General features: G+C 60.7%; 15 protein-coding genes. 9 read left to right on the forward strand and 6 right to left on the reverse strand.

The window, feature by feature from the left end:
* Window positions 1-13 precede the first annotated feature (13 nt).
* Both HNR03_RS04880 and HNR03_RS04885 read left to right on the forward strand, forming a co-directional pair.
* The gene (locus HNR03_RS04880) at window positions 14-2,173 is read left to right on the forward strand and encodes a type I secretion system permease/ATPase (protein WP_222585174.1); all 2,160 of its coding nucleotides are present in this window, start codon (window positions 14-16) and stop codon (window positions 2,171-2,173) included.
* A 9-nt stretch (window positions 2,174-2,182) separates the two neighbouring features.
* Window positions 2,183-3,568 (forward strand): HlyD family type I secretion periplasmic adaptor subunit, encoded by a 1,386-nt coding sequence (locus HNR03_RS04885; protein WP_259151233.1) that lies wholly within the window; start codon window positions 2,183-2,185, stop codon window positions 3,566-3,568.
* A gap of 127 nt (window positions 3,569-3,695) precedes the next feature.
* Here HNR03_RS04885 and HNR03_RS04890 read toward each other — a convergent pair whose 3' ends face one another.
* Window positions 3,696-4,292 (reverse strand): tRNA-uridine aminocarboxypropyltransferase, encoded by a 597-nt coding sequence (locus tag HNR03_RS04890; protein WP_259151234.1) that lies wholly within the window; start codon window positions 4,290-4,292, stop codon window positions 3,696-3,698.
* Between the two features lie 4 nt (window positions 4,293-4,296).
* Window positions 4,297-5,190: a LysR family transcriptional regulator gene (locus tag HNR03_RS04895; protein ID WP_007945995.1), complete on the reverse strand. Its 894-nt coding sequence runs from the start codon at window positions 5,188-5,190 to the stop codon at window positions 4,297-4,299.
* Window positions 5,191-5,498: 308 nt separating this feature from the next.
* Between HNR03_RS04895 and speB the strand changes: the two genes are divergently transcribed.
* From speB to HNR03_RS04925, 6 genes are all read left to right on the forward strand, one after another.
* Window positions 5,499-6,449 carry an agmatinase gene (gene speB, locus HNR03_RS04900; protein ID WP_090181405.1) on the forward strand — a complete coding sequence of 317 codons (951 nt, stop codon included), beginning with the start codon at window positions 5,499-5,501 and terminating at the stop codon, window positions 6,447-6,449.
* 10 nt (window positions 6,450-6,459) lie between these two features.
* On the forward strand, window positions 6,460-6,882 hold the full coding sequence (locus HNR03_RS04905) for a nuclear transport factor 2 family protein (protein WP_259151250.1): 423 nt from the start codon (window positions 6,460-6,462) through the stop codon (window positions 6,880-6,882).
* A 54-nt stretch (window positions 6,883-6,936) separates the two neighbouring features.
* Window positions 6,937-8,448 carry a cytosine permease gene (locus HNR03_RS04910; RefSeq protein WP_259151251.1) on the forward strand — a complete coding sequence of 504 codons (1,512 nt, stop codon included), beginning with the start codon at window positions 6,937-6,939 and terminating at the stop codon, window positions 8,446-8,448.
* 189 nt (window positions 8,449-8,637) lie between these two features.
* Window positions 8,638-10,017: a sodium:solute symporter gene (locus HNR03_RS04915; protein ID WP_222585170.1), complete on the forward strand. Its 1,380-nt coding sequence runs from the start codon at window positions 8,638-8,640 to the stop codon at window positions 10,015-10,017.
* 85 nt (window positions 10,018-10,102) lie between these two features.
* Window positions 10,103-10,828: an MBL fold metallo-hydrolase gene (locus tag HNR03_RS04920; protein ID WP_259151252.1), complete on the forward strand. Its 726-nt coding sequence runs from the start codon at window positions 10,103-10,105 to the stop codon at window positions 10,826-10,828.
* Between the two features lie 55 nt (window positions 10,829-10,883).
* Window positions 10,884-11,135 (forward strand): phosphopantetheine-containing protein, encoded by a 252-nt coding sequence (locus HNR03_RS04925; RefSeq protein WP_090181396.1) that lies wholly within the window; start codon window positions 10,884-10,886, stop codon window positions 11,133-11,135.
* A 90-nt stretch (window positions 11,136-11,225) separates the two neighbouring features.
* Here HNR03_RS04925 and HNR03_RS04930 read toward each other — a convergent pair whose 3' ends face one another.
* A complete protein-coding gene (locus HNR03_RS04930) occupies window positions 11,226-11,354 on the reverse strand; it encodes a PA1414 family protein (protein WP_007914492.1) in 129 nt (42 codons plus the stop codon).
* 139 nt (window positions 11,355-11,493) lie between these two features.
* Complete coding sequence (locus HNR03_RS04935) at window positions 11,494-12,387, reverse strand: putrescine utilization regulator PtrR (protein WP_222585167.1); 894 nt, start codon at window positions 12,385-12,387, stop codon at window positions 11,494-11,496.
* Window positions 12,388-12,490: 103 nt separating this feature from the next.
* On the opposite strand from HNR03_RS04935, the gene HNR03_RS04940 reads away from it, so the two are divergent.
* A complete protein-coding gene (locus tag HNR03_RS04940) occupies window positions 12,491-13,672 on the forward strand; it encodes an MFS transporter (protein WP_259151259.1) in 1,182 nt (393 codons plus the stop codon).
* On the opposite strand, the gene HNR03_RS04945 is transcribed toward HNR03_RS04940, so the two are convergent.
* The gene (locus HNR03_RS04945; protein ID WP_090181393.1) at window positions 13,617-14,549 is read right to left on the reverse strand and encodes a DMT family transporter; all 933 of its coding nucleotides are present in this window, start codon (window positions 14,547-14,549) and stop codon (window positions 13,617-13,619) included. The genes HNR03_RS04940 and HNR03_RS04945 overlap by 56 nt on opposite strands.
* Window positions 14,550-14,715: 166 nt before the next feature.
* The gene (locus HNR03_RS04950; protein ID WP_259151263.1) at window positions 14,716-16,161 is read right to left on the reverse strand and encodes an NCS1 family nucleobase:cation symporter-1; all 1,446 of its coding nucleotides are present in this window, start codon (window positions 16,159-16,161) and stop codon (window positions 14,716-14,718) included.
* Window positions 16,162-16,431 lie beyond the last annotated feature (270 nt).

Consider the following 16,431-nt stretch of genomic DNA (forward strand, 5'->3'; position numbering starts at 1 on the left):
CGGAGCGATCAATGTGACCAGCATGGAACCCGGCAACATCGGTGTTGATCCGCGCCTGAGCTTCGATGACCCGCTTCTGGACGGTCTGTTGATCCTCTGCAAACTCCACGGCGCGACGGTCAGTCGCGCCAGCCTGAGCGCCGGGCTGCCCTTGAACAAACAGCGTCTGAGCCTGGACCTGTTGCCACGCGCAGCGGCTCGGGCCAGCTTGCAGGCGCGTTTGCTGCGCCGTGAACTGGCGGATATTTCCGCGCTTAACCTGCCGGTGATGCTGATTTTCAATAACGGGCGCACCGCCATCCTGCGACGTTTTGGCGATGACGGCCGGCTGTTGATCCTGCCCAGCGAAGCCGACGGCGGTGAACAATGGGTCAGTCGTGAGGAACTGGCCGAAAATTACAGCGGCCAGGCCCTGTTCGCCCGGCCACGCCACGAACTCGAAGACTTGCGCTCGCCACTGGTGCCGCGTGTGGAAGCGTGGTTTCGCGACACGTTGAAGCTGTCGAAATGGCTGTACAGCGATGCGATTCTCGCGAGTTTCCTGATCAACCTGCTGGGGTTGATGGTGCCGCTGTTCGTGATGCAGACCTACGATCGGGTGGTGCCGAACCAGGCCACGTCGACCTTGTGGGTTCTATCGATCGGTCTGTTGATCGGCACCGGTTTCGAGCTGGTGTTGCGGGTGGTTCGCGCGCACTTGCTGGACACTGCCGGGAAGAAAACCGATGTAATTCTGTCGGCGACATTGTTCGAACGCATCACCGGCATGGCGATGAAAGCGCGGCCGGCGACCATCGGTGGTTTCGCCCAGAGCATTCATGACTTCCAGGGCCTGCGTGAGTTTCTCACCGCGGTCACGCTGACCAGCCTGATCGACCTGCCCTTCGCCGTGCTGATGCTGGTGGTGATCGGCTTGCTCGGCGGCTGGCTGGTGGTGATTCCGCTGCTGGCATTTCCGATCACGATCATTTTCGCCATGGTGATCCAGGTGCGCTTGCGCGACACCGTGCAGAAAAGCCTGAGCCTGGGCGCGGAACGCCAAGCGTTGCTGATCGAAACCCTCGGCGGCCTCGAAACCCTCAAGGCCTGCAGCGCCGAAAGCGAACGCCAGCACAAATGGGAAAGCACCCACGGCGCCCTCACCCGCCTCGACAGCCATGCGCGCAACCTCTCGGCGCTGGCCACCAACGGCACGCTGTTCATCCAGCAATTCTCCGGCATGGCGACCATCGTCGCCGGGGTCTACAGCATCATCGCCGGTAACCTCAGTGTCGGTGCGCTCGTGGCGACCTACATGCTCGGCAGCCGCGTTCTCGCGCCACTGGGGCAGATCGCCGGTCTGATCACTCGCTACCAGCAAGCGCAACTGACGATGAAAAGCACCGATGCGCTGATGTCCTTGCCGCAAGAGCGCGACGCCAAACAAAGACCGCTGGAGCGCACGCAACTGCAAGGCGCACTGGACGTCAGCGGCGTGACCTTCCACTACAACGGCCAGAATGCGCCGGCACTGGCCAACGTCAGCTTCAGCGTCAAACCGGGTGAGCGGATCGGCATCATCGGTCGCAGCGGCTCGGGCAAAAGCACTCTGGCGCGGCTAGTGATGGGGTTCTATGCCCCGGAGGAAGGCCAACTGCTGCTCGATGGCCTGGACCTGCGCCAACTCGATGTCGCCGACCTGCGCCAGCAAGTCGGCTACGTCGCCCATGACCTGCCGCTGCTCGCCGGCAGCCTGCGCGACAACCTGACCCTTGGCGCGCGTTACATCAGCGACTCGCGGATGCTCGAGGTGGCTGAATTGACCGGCGTCACCGAGCTGGCTCGCCAGCATCCACAAGGCTTCGACCGGCCGGTGGGCGAACGCGGCCAATTGCTCTCGGGCGGCCAGCGTCAAGCCGTGTTGCTGGCCCGGGCATTGTTGCTCGATCCGCCGATCATGCTGCTCGACGAACCGACCAGCGCGATGGACAACAGCAGCGAAGACGTTTTGCGGCAGAAGCTTCACGGCTGGGTCCAGGGCAAAACCTTGTTGCTGGTGACCCACCGCACCTCGATGCTCAGCCTGGTGGATCGGCTGGTGGTACTGGACAACGGGCGGATCGTCGCCGACGGTCCGAAAGAAGCGGTCATCGATGCACTGCGCAAGGGCCGTGTCGGCTCTGCGGCTGTCTAGGAGCTCACCATGGCCCGTTCATCTTCCGACGCGTCGCTCCCTGAATCGAAGTCGAAGTCGCGCGGCTATTTCGGCAGCTTCGGCAAAACCGCCGAGAGCGAGTTCATGCCGGAAACCGCTGGCGCTTCGTTGCAGGACTCTCCCCGTGGTTCGCGGATCACCGTCTGGCTGGCCGCCGGGCTGATTATTGCGGCGCTGGTCTGGGCCAAGTTTGCGGTGCTGGAAGAAGTCACCATGGGCGAAGGCAAGGCGATTCCCTCCAGCAAGGTTCAGGTGATTCAGAACCTGGAGGGCGGCATCGTCACCGAGATTTTTGTCCGCGAAGGGCAAATGGTGAACAAGGGCGACACCTTACTGCGCCTGGATGACACGCGGTTTCTGTCGAACAAGGGCGAGAGTGAAGCGGATCGTTACGCGCTGACGGCGCAAGTCGAACGTCTTTCGGCGGAAGCGGAAGGCCGGCCATTCAAACTCTCGCCCGAAGTGATCGCCAAGGCGCCGCAAGTGGCAGAAGACGAGCGCTCGCTGTATGAGCAACGCCAGCGCCGACTCGCCAGTGAACAGCGCACTTTGAGTGAACAACTGCGGCAGAAAACCCAGGAGCTGGCGGAATTTCGCTCAAAACAAGGGCAGTTCAGTTCAAGCCTGGCGCTGCTGCAACAAGAGATGAACATGTCTGCGCCACTCGTGGGCACCGGGGCGGTGTCCCCGGTGGAAATCCTGCGCCTCAAACGCAGCGCGGTGGAAATTCGCGGCTCGTTGAATGCGACGACGCTGGCGATTCCCCGGGCCGAATCGGCGATCAACGAAATCAAGAGCAAGATCGACGAATCGGAACAATCCTTCCGCTCGGACGCGGCGAAAGAGCTGAATGAAAAACGCACCGATCTGTCGAAAATCACCGCGTCGAGCATCGCCATCGACGACCGCGTGAGTCGCACCACGGTGGTGTCGCCGGTGCACGGGATTATCAAGGTGCTGAAGGTCAACACCATCGGCGGGGTGGTCCAGCCCGGCAGCGACATGGTGGAAATCGTGCCACTGGAAGACAACCTGCTGATCGAAGCCAAGGTGCGGCCGCAGGACGTGGCGTTCCTGCATCCGGGGCAGAAAGCGATGGTCAAGTTCAGTGCCTACGACTACACGATTTACGGTGGGTTGAGTGCCAAGCTTGAGTTGATCGGGGCGGACACGATTACCGATGACAAGGGCAACAGCTTTTATCTGATTCAAGTGCGCACGGACAAGAATCACTTGGGCGGGGATGTGAAGCCGTTGTTGATCATTCCGGGGATGGTGGCGACGGTCGATATCATTACCGGCGAGAAGAGCGTGCTGGATTACCTGCTTAAACCGGTGTTGAAAGCGCGGACCGAAGCGATGCGGGAGCGTTAGACAGTGATCGTTCCCACGCTCCGCGTGGGAATGCATCCAGTGACGCTCTGCGTCATATCCGGGAAGGGACGCGGAGCGTCCCGGGCGGCATTCCCACGCAGAGCGTGGGAACGATCAAAACCAACGATCATTTCGGCCCATGGTTACGCTGGAAGGTCTCCTCCCCCATCGCGGCAATCTGCCCCTCGATCAACGCCTCGAACGGTTTTAACAGGGGCTCGAACGTCGTCGGTGCCTCCAGCGTCTGCAACGCTTGAACAATCGCCTCCACCGTCGACAACGCCCCGGGCCCCGGCGCCTTGCGCAGTCGATATCGCGACACACCGCCCTCCGCCAGCGTCACCCTCGGCAACGCCGCCAGCAAAGGGTTGAGGTGCAGCAGCTTGCGCGCCTTGCGCCAGGTGCCGTCCGGGACCACCAGCAACAACGGCTCTTCGTTCGCGGTGTACGCCAGCAACGGTTGCGCATCGTCAGCCGGAAACAACAAACGCGCCTGATAACCCGGCTGATTCAACAACGCCAGCAAATCCTCGAACACCTCGCCCACCACCAACTCGGCATTCTTCAAGCCCAACGCCGCCAATCGTGCTGTGTTCAGCGCATGGTTCACCTCGCTCGGATGCTGCAACAACAGCACCCGCGTGCGGCTGTCCAGACTGGGGATCAGTGGGCACAGGCAATGGGTTTGTGGGCGCAGACAGCGCGGACATTGGGCTCTGGACATGTTCTCAAGCCTGATTCAGTTGTGCTTTAAGCAGGTCGCGGAAGGTCTGGATCAACGGTTCGCGGCTGCGGCCACGGCGCACGATCATCGAGAACGGCGCCTGATAACCAAAGGTCGCCGGCAGCAACACGCGCAAATCGCCCTTGTCGGCCCACGCCTGGGCGTAATGCTCCGGCAGGTAACCGATGTAGGCGCCAGACAGCACCAGGATCAGCTGCGCTTCCATACTTTCCACGGTCGCGGCGCTGTGCTTGAACCCGTGGCGGGCCAGTTCAGCCTGGCTCCAATAGCCCCGGCCGACCATGCGTTGCTGGGTGATGACTTGTTCAGGGATGCGTCGCTCGGTGAACAGCGGATGCCGGCTGCTGCAATACAACCAGTGCTGCTCGCGGTAAAGCGGCATGTAGACCAGACCACTCATGCGCGTGGAAAACGCTCCGATGGCCAGGTCGAGGCGGTTGTCCTGCACGCCGAGCTGCAATTCGTAGGGGCTCATGACCGACAGGTGCAAGTGCACGGCCGGGTGCTCCTGGCTGTAGGCGCCGATGGCTTCGGCGAAAGGCAAGGCCTTGTCGCTGACGGTGGAGTCGATCACCCCGAGGTTCAAGGTGCCGCGCAGTTCGCCTTTGAGCGCCGCCGCGTATTGCTCGAAACCTTCGAGCTCGCCGAGCAGGCGCAGGGTTTCCTGATGGAACAATTCGCCCTTGCTGGTCAGGCTGAACCCGCCGCGACCGCGATGGCAGAGCACCAGGCCAAGCGCGGCTTCGAGCTGGCTCATGTAGGTGCTGATGGCCGAGGTCGAGAGGTTGAGCTCTTGCTGGGCGTTGGCAAACCCCTGATGGCGAACCACGCTGACGAAGATGCGCAATAGTTTCAGATCGGGTAAAGCGTTGGCCATGGGGTTCTCCACCGGTCGATCGTTCCCACGCTCTGCGTGGGAATGTAGCCCGTGACGCTCTGCGTCACATGCACAAAAGAGCGGGACGCGGAGCGTCCGTGGATGCATTCCCACGCGGAGCATGGGAACGATCAGCGGCAAGTCTATCGTCGCAGCTGCCATTAGTTTAGAAAAATCTGAACTAAGTATTTGCCCGTAGCGATTCTTCCCGTGCACTACATTTCGCAAAATCGCCCCACAACGGTGCCTGTGTCTGTCCAGACCTGCGCAACCGACATAAATAAAACAACGACGATGAGGCCTTTCCTGTGGACAAGATTCTTCACCAACCACTGGGCGGCAATGAAATGCCGCGCTTCGGCGGCATCGCCACCATGATGCGCCTTCCCCATTTGCCAACCGCTGCCGGTCTGGATGCTGCCTTCGTTGGTGTCCCGCTGGACATCGGCACCTCCCTGCGTCCAGGCACCCGTTTCGGACCTCGCGAAATCCGCGCTGAATCGGTCATGATCCGTCCGTACAACATGGCGACCGGTGCTGCCCCCTTCGACTCGCTGTCGGTGGCCGACATCGGCGACGTGGCAATCAACACGTTCAACTTGCTGGACGCCGTACGGATCATTGAAGAGTCCTACGACGCCATCCTCGAACACAATGTGATCCCCCTGACCCTGGGCGGCGACCACACCATCACCCTGCCAATCCTGCGTGCCATTCACAAGAAGCACGGCAAGGTCGGCCTGGTTCACATCGACGCTCACGCCGATGTGAACGACCACATGTTCGGCGAGAAAATCGCCCACGGCACCACGTTCCGTCGCGCGGCCGAAGAAGGCCTGATCGACTGCGATCGTGTGGTGCAAATCGGTCTGCGCGCTCAGGGCTACACCTCTGAAGACTTCAACTGGAGCCGTAAACAAGGCTTCCGCGTGGTTCAGGCCGAAGAGTGCTGGCACAAATCCCTGGCTCCACTGATGGCTGAAGTTCGCGAGAAAGTCGGCGGCGGTCCGGTGTACCTGAGTTTCGACATCGACGGCATCGATCCAGCGTGGGCACCCGGCACCGGCACCCCGGAAATCGGTGGTCTGACCACCATTCAGGCGATTGAAATCGTTCGTGGCTGCCAAGGCCTCGACCTGATCGGCTGCGATCTGGTAGAAGTCTCGCCCGCTTACGACACCACCGGCAACACCTCGCTGTTGGCCGCCAACTTGCTGTACGAAATGCTCTGCGTACTGCCTGGCGTGACCCACCGCTGAGGGATGGTTGATGAACGAACGTGATCAGGTTCTGAAAGCCGCCGCCGACCTGGTGTCGGCGTTTGCCCGCAACGATCGCGAAGCCTACTTCGGCGCCTTCAGCGCCGATGCCAGCTTCGTCTTTTACACCCTCGAACAGCCTCTGCTGTCACGCGATGCCTATCAGGCTTTGTGGGACACCTGGCGCTCGGAAGATGGCTTCGAGGTGCTCTCATGCACCTCGAGCAATGCCTTCGTCAGCCTGCAGGGTGATGTAGCGATTTTTATCCATGACGTAGCCACCGAGCTGCGCATGCAGGGGGAGCAACACTTCAGCCAGGAGCGCGAGACGATTGTTTTCAAGAAACAAGCGTCTGGCCAAGAACAACAAGGCCTATGGCTGGCCTGCCACGAACATTTGTCCGCAATGCCGGAAGGGCTGCCAACCACTTAGCCAAACAGGTGACGCTCACACACGATGAGCGCGCCTTTATGATCGGAGCTGATCATGAATAACAACAACAAAGACCAAAGCCTTACGCAAATTGAAACCTATGGGGTGGAACAGATCCCGGACAACGAACGCACCGCAGGCCCGACGGACTTGTTCCGGATGATCTTCGGTGGTTCGAATACCTTTGCCACCGCCGTGCTCGGCAGTTTCCCGGTGCTGTTCGGCCTGTCATTTCAGGCCGGTGTCTGGGCGATTGTGCTGGGTGTGTTGCTGGGTTCGCTGATCCTCGCGCCGATGGGCCTGTTCGGCCCGATCAATGGCACCAACAACGCCGTGTCTTCCGGTGCGCACTTCGGCGTGCACGGGCGGATCGTCGGTTCGTTTCTGTCGCTGTTGACCGCCATCGCCTTCTTCTCGCTCTCGGTGTGGAGTTCGGGTGATGCGCTGATCGGTGGTGCAAAACGCTTGATCGGCCTGCCGGAAACCGACCTGACCCTGGGCCTGGCCTACGGTCTGTTCGCGATCCTGGTGCTGACTGTCTGCATCTATGGCTTCCGCTTCCTGCTGTGGGTCAACAAGATCGCCGTGTGGAGCGCCAGCTTGCTGTTCCTGCTGGGCATCTTCGCCTTCGCCGGGCCTTTCGATTTGAACTACGCCGGCACCGTGAGCATGGGCCAGCCGGGCTTCTGGGCGGCGTTTATCGGCGCTGCGCTGGTGGCGATGAGCAACCCGATTTCCTTCGGTGCGTTCCTCGGTGACTGGTCGCGCTACATCCCTCGTGAGACGCCCAAAGGCCGGATCATGGCGGCGGTGGTGATCTCGCAGGTTGCGACCTTCATCCCGTTCCTGTTCGGCCTGGCGACCGCCACCATCGTGGCGATCAAGGCGCCGGACTACATCGCGGCCAACAACTATGTCGGCGGTCTGCTGGCAGTTTCGCCGAGCTGGTTCTTCCTGCCGGTGTGCCTGATTGCGGTCATCGGCGGCATGTCCACCGGCACCACGTCGCTGTATGGCACCGGGCTGGACATGTCCAGCGTATTCCCTCGCGTACTGTCGCGGGTCAAGGCGACGTTGCTGATCGGTGTGATGTCGATTGCGTTCATCTTCATCGGTCGCTTCGCGGCGAACCTGGTGCAGAGCGTGTCGACCTTCGCCGTGCTGATCATCACCTGCACCACTCCATGGATGGTGATCATGATCATCGGCCTGGTCGTGCGTCGTGGCTTCTATTGCCCGGATGACCTGCAGGTGTTCACTCGCGGCGAGAAAGGTGGTCGCTACTGGTTCACGCACGGCTGGAACTGGCGTGGCCTGGGTGCCTGGATCCCGAGCGCACTGGTGGGTCTGTGCTTCGTGAACCTGCCAGGGCAGTTCGTCGGCGTGCTGGGTGATCTGGCGGGCGGCATCGACATCAGCCTGCCGGTCACCCTCGGCCTGGCGTCGCTGGTGTACCTGACGTTGCTCAGCCTGTTCCCGGAGTCACGGGAAGTGTTCGGCCCGCAGGATGCACGCAGCAAGGGTTCCAATTCGCTCGGTAAATCGGCGGCTCGACAGGCCGCCTGATCAAACGCATTACCTTCGGCCAACGCATGACCTGTGGGAGCGGGATTACCCGCGATGAACGATGACGCGGTCTGTCTGACAGATCGCTGTACTCCCATCGCGTGCAAGCCACGCTCCCACAGGGATTGATGTTGCCGCAGGAATTGATTTTCGCTTCACCATAAAAAAGACAATCGGAGACACGCCAACATGGCACTGGATTTATTCGTCGTACTCATCTACGCAGCCGCAATGCTGATACTTGGCTACTACGGGATGCGTAAGGCCAAGACCAACGAAGACTTTTTGGTCGCCGGCCGTAACCTCGGCCCAAGCCTGTACATGGGTACCATGGCCGCCACCGTGCTGGGCGGCGCGTCCACCGTCGGCACCGTACGTCTGGGCTACGTCCACGGCATTTCCGGTTTCTGGCTTTGCGCCGCACTGGGTTGCGGGATCGTGGCACTGAACCTGTTCCTCGCCAAACCGCTGTTGAAACTGAAGATCTACACCGTTACCCAAGTGCTGGAAAAACGCTACAACCCGATGGCCCGCTCCGCGAGCGCGGCGATCATGCTGGCGTATGCGCTGATGATCGGCGTGACGTCGATCCTGGCGATCGGCACGGTTCTGCAAGTGCTGTTCGGCCTGCCGTTCTGGGTCTCGGTATTGCTCGGTGGCGGCGTCGTGGTGATCTATTCGGCGATCGGTGGCATGTGGTCCCTGACCCTGACCGACATCGTCCAGTTCGTGATCAAGACCGTAGGCCTGATGTTCATCCTGTTGCCGATCTGCCTGTATCGCGTCGGCGGCTGGGATGAGTTGGTGCTGAAACTGCCGGCAACCGCCTTCAGCTTCACCACCATCGGTTGGGACACCATCATTACCTACTTCATGATCTACTTCTTCGGCATCCTGATCGGTCAGGACATCTGGCAACGGGTGTTCACCGTCAAGTCGGCCAAAGTCGCTCAGTACGCCGGTACCTTCGCCGGTTTCTACTGCATCCTTTACGGACTGGCCTGCGCCCTGATCGGCATGGCCGCTCACGTGCTGATCCCGGACCTGGACAACGTCAACAACGCCTTCGCCGCCATCGTCAAACTGTCCCTGCCGGACGGAATCCGTGGCCTGGTGATCGCGGCTGCACTGGCGGCCATGATGTCCACCGCCAGCGCCGGCCTGCTCGCCGCTGCCACCACCCTGACCGAAGACCTGCTGCCGAAACTGCGTGGCGGTAAACAGTCGAGCCTGGGCATCAACCGCCTGTTCACCCTGCTGACCGGTATCGTTGTGCTCGGCATCGCGTTGGTGGTCAACGATGTGATCAGCGCGCTGACCCTGGCTTACAACCTGTTGGTCGGTGGCATGTTGATCCCGCTGATGGGTGCGATCTTCTGGAAGCGCGCCACCACCGCCGGCGCTATCGCCAGCATGGGCATGGGCTTCGCTACCGCGCTGGTGTTCATGTTCAAAGACGGTCTGGACGCCAACACCCCGATCTACTACAGCCTCGGCGTCGGCCTGGTGAGCTTCGTGCTGGTCAGCTTGCTGTCCCCGCGCCCGGCAGCCGTGGCCAGCCCAGCCTAAGCTGAATATAACGACTTGATGCTTTCTTCGACGGGTGTGGCGTCGGTTGCCACACCCGTTTTTTTTCGCCTGAAGGAAACTGCTTATGAAGATCGTCAGCCGCGACCAGTGGTTCGAAGTCAAACAGCTCAGTGACGGCATTCGGCTGATTCACGAGCCTTACATCCGGCCCTTCTACCGCTGCAACCTCTGGCACGTTCAGGGCCGCGACAAAGACCTGTTGCTGGACAGCGGGTCGGGGTTGGTGAGCCTGCGCGAGCAACTGCCGTGGATCACCGAGCGGCCGTTGGTGGCGGTGGCCAGTCACTGCCATTTCGACCACATTGCCGGGCATCACGAATTCCCCGAACGGCTGGTGCATCCGGCCGAAGCGCAGATTCTTGCCGCCCCCGATGGCGAGAACACCCTGAGCACGGCGTTTGTCGGTGACGACATGTTCGAGGCGCACCCGGACTGTCCGTTGTGCTACGCCGAATACCGGGTCAAAGCCGCACCGGCCACCGGCATGATTGAAGAAGGCGACGTGCTGGATCTCGGTAATCGCGTGCTGCAAGTGCTGCACACACCGGGGCATTCACCGGGCGGCATAAGCCTGTATGAAGCGGCGAGCGAAACGTTGTTCAGCGGCGACATCATCTACGACGGCCCGCTGATCGAAGACGCCTACCACTCCAATCTCGACGACTACGCCCGCAGTCTGCAGCGCTTGCGCGAGTTGCCGATCCGCACGGTTCACGGCGGGCATTTCGGCAGTTTTTCCGGGGAGCATCTGCGCACGATGATTGACGAGTGGCAGCGCTCACATGCCTGAAGCCTGCTGTACTCAACGTCAGGGAAAACAAGAATAACGCCCTCGAAGAACAACCATGAAAAGAGCCGCCGTTCGTGCCGCCGTGCATCGCTTTATCAGCCGCCTGCTGGAAAGTCAGGATGACTTCGACGACAACGCCAGCCTGGCGCAGTTGGGATTGGATAAGGAGGAAATCGAAGAGTTGATCTTCCATTTGGAAGATGAGCTGGGCTTGACGGCATTTACGGCGGAAGAAGACCAGATGCTCAAGACCGCCCGGACGGCGAATGACTTGAGCCGGTTTTTGATCGAGATCGGGCGGCATTGAAAATCCGCCCCACTCTTTTGCATTTGCATCTGCGCCGCCGAACGCGGCCTCGCGGGCTCGGCAGCGGCTACAAACACTACTTGCGCCGCGTTACCGGCGGCGCTGCTGGCGTCGGCGTTGTTCGTCGTCAGTACGAATAGGCACAGGTTGCAGAGGCGGTTCAATCAAACCGAGTGCAACACCCAGATCGTGCAGCCAGTTTTGGATTTTCTCTTTCATGGTGCCCCCTTCAGGGTAGTGCCGAGCGACCGGAATTCTGTAGCCGCTTCGCACTGATAATAGTCCGAAGTCCTACGTATTGCTCGTCCAAATCCGCAATGATCTGTTACTGAATTGAACAAAATACTTGACCATTAGTTCAAGCAATCGCCTGATCCTCAAACGCTGTCGATGGATAGACCGCTTGCTGCTGTTCGATCCAGGCATTCAGATTGGCCCCGACCATGCCCTTGCGCCACATCAGCCAGGTGGTTGCGCTGGCAAATGGTTCGGCCAACGGGTGCACCGCCACGCGTTCGCGACCCGGCAGGCTGGCAAGCATCGACTCCGACATCAGCGCCACCCCTGAACCCGCGATCACACAGGCGAGCATCCCCGGGTAGGACTCGATCTCCATCGCCCGGCCCATGGCGGCGTGGTCATGAGCAAACCAGGCCTCCAGACGCATCCGGTACGAACAGCCCTGCCGAAAGGTGAACACTGACCGGCCTTCAACATCCCTCGCGCTACGCACCGGCGGATGGTCGGCCTCGCTGATCAGCACCAGCCGTTCGTCGCACAATGGCAAGCCATCCAGGCCGGCCAATTCCAGCGGGCCATCCACCAACGCGGCATCGAGACGACCGGTGAGCAAACCTTCGAGCAATTCGCCGCTGGGCCCGGACTGCACCTGCAAGTTCACCGCCGGATACGTGCGGTGATAACGCGCCAACAACTCCGGCAGATGAATCGCAGCCGTGCTGTACATGGTGCCCAGCACAAAATCCCCGGCCGGTTGCCCGCCCTGCACGGCCGCACTGGCTTCATCATGCAGGGCGAACAGTTTGGCGGTGTAGTCCAGAAGGACTTTTCCCGCAGGCGATAACTGCAAGCGCTGACGCTCGCGGACGAAAAGTTCTACGCCCAGTTGCTCTTCAAGCTGTTTGAGCCGGGTCGACAGGTTTGACGGCACCCGATGCAAACGCTCCGCTGCGCGGGTGATCGAGCCTTCCTGCGCGACAGCCTGAAAGATCCGTAATTGGCTGAACTCCACGATCTTCTCCAATTCAGAACAAGTTTCTCACTATTATTCATTTTTAAAGAAAGTCAATCAGTCCTAGCCTGACGGTCATTGATCCTTTGCTGGAACTCAGACCATGTCCCCTCTGATTCGCTTGTCCGCCAGTTTTATCGCCTTGATGATGGCCATGGGCATCGGGCGTTTCGCCCTCACCCCGCAAATGCCGCACTTGCTCAGCGAAGGCCAGATCGACCTGACCGCCGCCGGTCTGATTGCCGCGGCCAACTACCTCGGCTACTTCGTCGGCGCCGTGGATGCGATGTTCTCCCGTCGCCCCGAGCAGGTCCGGCGACGTCTGCTGGGAGGCTTGTGGCTGTGCGTTCTCCTGACTCTGGCGTCGTTCTGGGCCAATGGTTTCTGGTCGCACCTGGTGTTGCGCTTCGGCACCGGTGTCGCCAGTGCGTGGGTGTTGGTGATGATTACGGCGTTGAGCCAGCCGCTTGCCGTAGCCGGCGGACGTCCACGCCTGGGCGCCCTGGTATTTGCCGGACCGGGTTTGGGGATTTTTCTGACAGGGTTGTTGGCTTTGGGCTCGAACCTGCTGGGGCAGACCTCTGCGACCCTGTGGCTGGTCTACGCCGGCGTCGGGCTGGCGATGCTGCTTGGGATCCTGCCTTTTCTGCCGCAGCCTGGCGCGAGTGCGCCCACCGTGCAGCACGCCACCACTTCGGCCAATCGAGGCATCGGCCGCTTGGGCTTGATCTACGGTTTGTACGGTCTGGGCTACATCATCCCGGCCACATTTCTCTCGCAAATGGCCAGCGCACAGTTTCATGGCCAATGGCAGGCCGACCTGTTCTGGCCATGCTTCGGCCTGGCGTCGGCCATCGGCGTGGTCCTCGTCAGCCTGCGTCGACAAACCGCGAATGGCACGCGTCACTGGCTGATAACCACATTGTGGCTTCAAGCGGCCGGGGTGTTCGCCTGCCTGTTGGGCAGCGGTCCGGGCCTGGCATTGGGGGTGATCCTGTGCGGCACGCCGTTCCTCGCCTGCATGCAACTGGTGATGCAACGTTCGCGGGAACTGGCGCCCCACGCCGCCCAGCGCAATGCCGGGCTGCTGACAGCGTGCTTTGCCGTGGGCCAACTCAGCGGGCCGTTGCTGGCAGCCTTGAGCAGCCACTTCAGCGGCGGATTAGCGCCAGCGCTGGTATTCGCCGGCAGCGGCTTGCTCATCGCCGGCGGGCTGTTACTGCGTCCGGTCAGTGCTGCCCAAGGGCTTTGCGCAAACGACGGCGCACCCACTGCTCAGCGCTGACAAAGGTGATGCCGAGCAACACCAGCACGGCGCCGATGATGAAGTTGAGGCTCAATTCTTCGCCCAGCAGCACCACGCCGAACGTGACGCCGAACAGCGGCGTCATGAACGAAAACACTGCCAGGTTCGCCGCCAGGTAACGGCGCAACAGCCAGAACCACGTCAGGTAGCTGAAGAACGACACCACCAATCCCTGAAACAGCACGCTCGCCACCGCCAAGGTGGTCAGGCTGACATGGGTGACCTGGCCACTGAGCACCGCGATCAGCAGCAGGCCGACGAATCCGACGATCAGTTGATAAAACAGGGTCAGGGTGACGGGCGCTTCCGACAGTCGCGAGGCGCGCACCACCACTGTGGTCGCGCCCCACGAGGCACCCGCCAGAACGCCCAACGCATCGCCCATCAACATGCGGTGATCGAGGTTGTCCCAGGACACGCCGCCGGCAAAGGCAACAGCGATCCCGACGAACGCGAGGAATATCCCCAGCCACTGCACGGGCCTCAAACGCTCACTGGGCAGCAGCCAGTGCACGCCCAACGCGGTGAAGATGGGCGCGGTGTAAAGGAACACCGACATGTGTGCGGCGGTGGTCAGTTGCAAACCTTCGGAGATGAAGAAAAACTCCAGTCCGAACAATGCCCCCGCCAGCAACCCGCCACGCCAAGTGCTACCGACCTGATCCCAGCCGCCCTTCCAGCAGATCAACAGTCCTACAAGCAACGCGGAAATACCCGACCGCCCCGCCGCTTGCATCACGGGTGCAATATCGGGCGCCGCCCACTTGATCATGACCTGTTGCACGCCCCAGATCAGGCACAACCCGATCATCACTTGCAGGGCAAATCCATCGGCGCTACGCCGGGTGGCGCTCACCGGAACACCTCGACAACACAATCCATGGCAGTGACTCGACAGTAAAAAGCAAAGCCCCGGCGTGCTTGTTCAAAAAGCATCGCCGGGGCGAAAAATTATGCTGTCGATTATTAACCAGTTGGCCAGAAAATGCCGCCTGAACGGGACCTTTAAATTCCCGATTGCGTCATCCGGCGGTGGCCACGGCAGTGATTTGCTGGGCTTGCTGGCGCCAAGCCAGAACGAAATACAGCGCGCCTCCGAGGAAACAGCCAGTGAACCAGGCGAAGTTCGCCATCGGTTGCAGCACAGGGGTAAAGGTAATGGCCACGCCCGTGAGGGTTGCAGGAATCAGCGCTTTGACCGCCGTCCAATTGACCCCGCCGTTGTAGTAATACTTACCGCTGGGGCCATCATCGAACAGCGCATCGACGTCAATCTGCTGTTTTTTGATCAGGTAGTAATCCACCAGCAGAATCCCGAACAGCGGGCCGATGAATGCCGCCAACACGTCGAGGGTGTAGTGAATCACTTCGGGGTTGTTGAACAGGTTCCACGGGGTGATGAAGATCGAGGCCACGGCCGCAATCATCCCGCCGGCACGCCAGCTGATTTTACTCGGGGCGACGTTGGCGAAATCGAATGCCGGGGACACAAAGTTGGCGACGATGTTGATGCCGATGGTCGCGGTGACAAAGGCGAAGGCGCCGAGCAGTACGGCCACGCTGTTGTCGATGCGCGCCACAGTGGCGATCGGGTCGTGCAGCATTTCACCGAACACCGGCAAGGTCCCGGAAACAATGACCACCGTAACCAGGGAGAAGGCGAGAAAATTCACCGGCAAGCCCCAGAAATTTCCACGCCGCACGTCCTTCATGCTGCGGCAGTAGCGACTGAAGTCACCGAAATTCAGGGTCGGGCCGGAAAAGTACGACACCACCAGCGCCGTGGCGACAATCACTTGTCCGAACGCTTCCCAGCCGGACAAGGATTTTTCCGCGAGGGTGAAACTAATGTTGCTCCAGCCGGCCTGCCAGACGATCCAGCCAGCGAGCATGAACATCACGCCATACACCACCGGCCCTGCCCAATCGATGAAACGTCGGATCGACTCCATGCCGGCCCAGAACACAAACGCCTGGACACACCACAAGCTAAGGAAGCCAAACCAGCCGAGGTAGGACAAACCGGCGAAATGCGGTTCGGCGTAGGCCGCCATTGAAGGAAAGAATCGCAATACAACGATGATCAAGGCGCTGGACGCCAGGTACGTCTGAATTCCGTACCAGGCCACGGCGATCAGTCCGCGGATAACCGCAGGAATATTCGCCCCGAACACGCCGAAGGCCAGCCGGCAGATCACCGGGTATGGCACCGCCGCTTGTTGGCTCGGCTTGGCCACCAGGTTGGCGATCAGTTGCACGATGCAGATCCCGCCAAGCAACGCGATCAAGACCTGCCAACTGGCCAGGCCCAGGGCGAACAGGCTGGCGGCGAACACATAACCACCGACGCTGTGCACATCGCTCATCCAGAAAGCGAAGATGTTGTACCAATTCCATTTCTGCGGCAGCGGCCCCAGATCCTCGTTATACAGGCGGGGGCTGTAGCCGTTGGGCAATTGCTCGGTCATCGCGGGGCTCCTCGAAACAGCCCCCGGAATTGATGCAGCAACCACACTGCACACGGGAGCCGGCATGGTTTGTATACGAGTTGCTACGCAGAATGCGTGCCATACGACTAGAACCTGTGACAAACCGGTCTTTCAGCGCCAGATAGCGCCGAGCAATCAGGGGGTGAAGCTCACGACAATGCCCATGAACAGGGCAACCCCGCCAGCAAACGGTGCAGGATTTTATGTATACAACCGAGTAAGTGGCTGCTGCGCAGCTAATCGCGAGCA

The sequence above is a fragment of the Pseudomonas sp. JAI111 genome (genome assembly GCF_024809425.1).
GTDB lineage: Bacteria > Pseudomonadota > Gammaproteobacteria > Pseudomonadales > Pseudomonadaceae > Aquipseudomonas.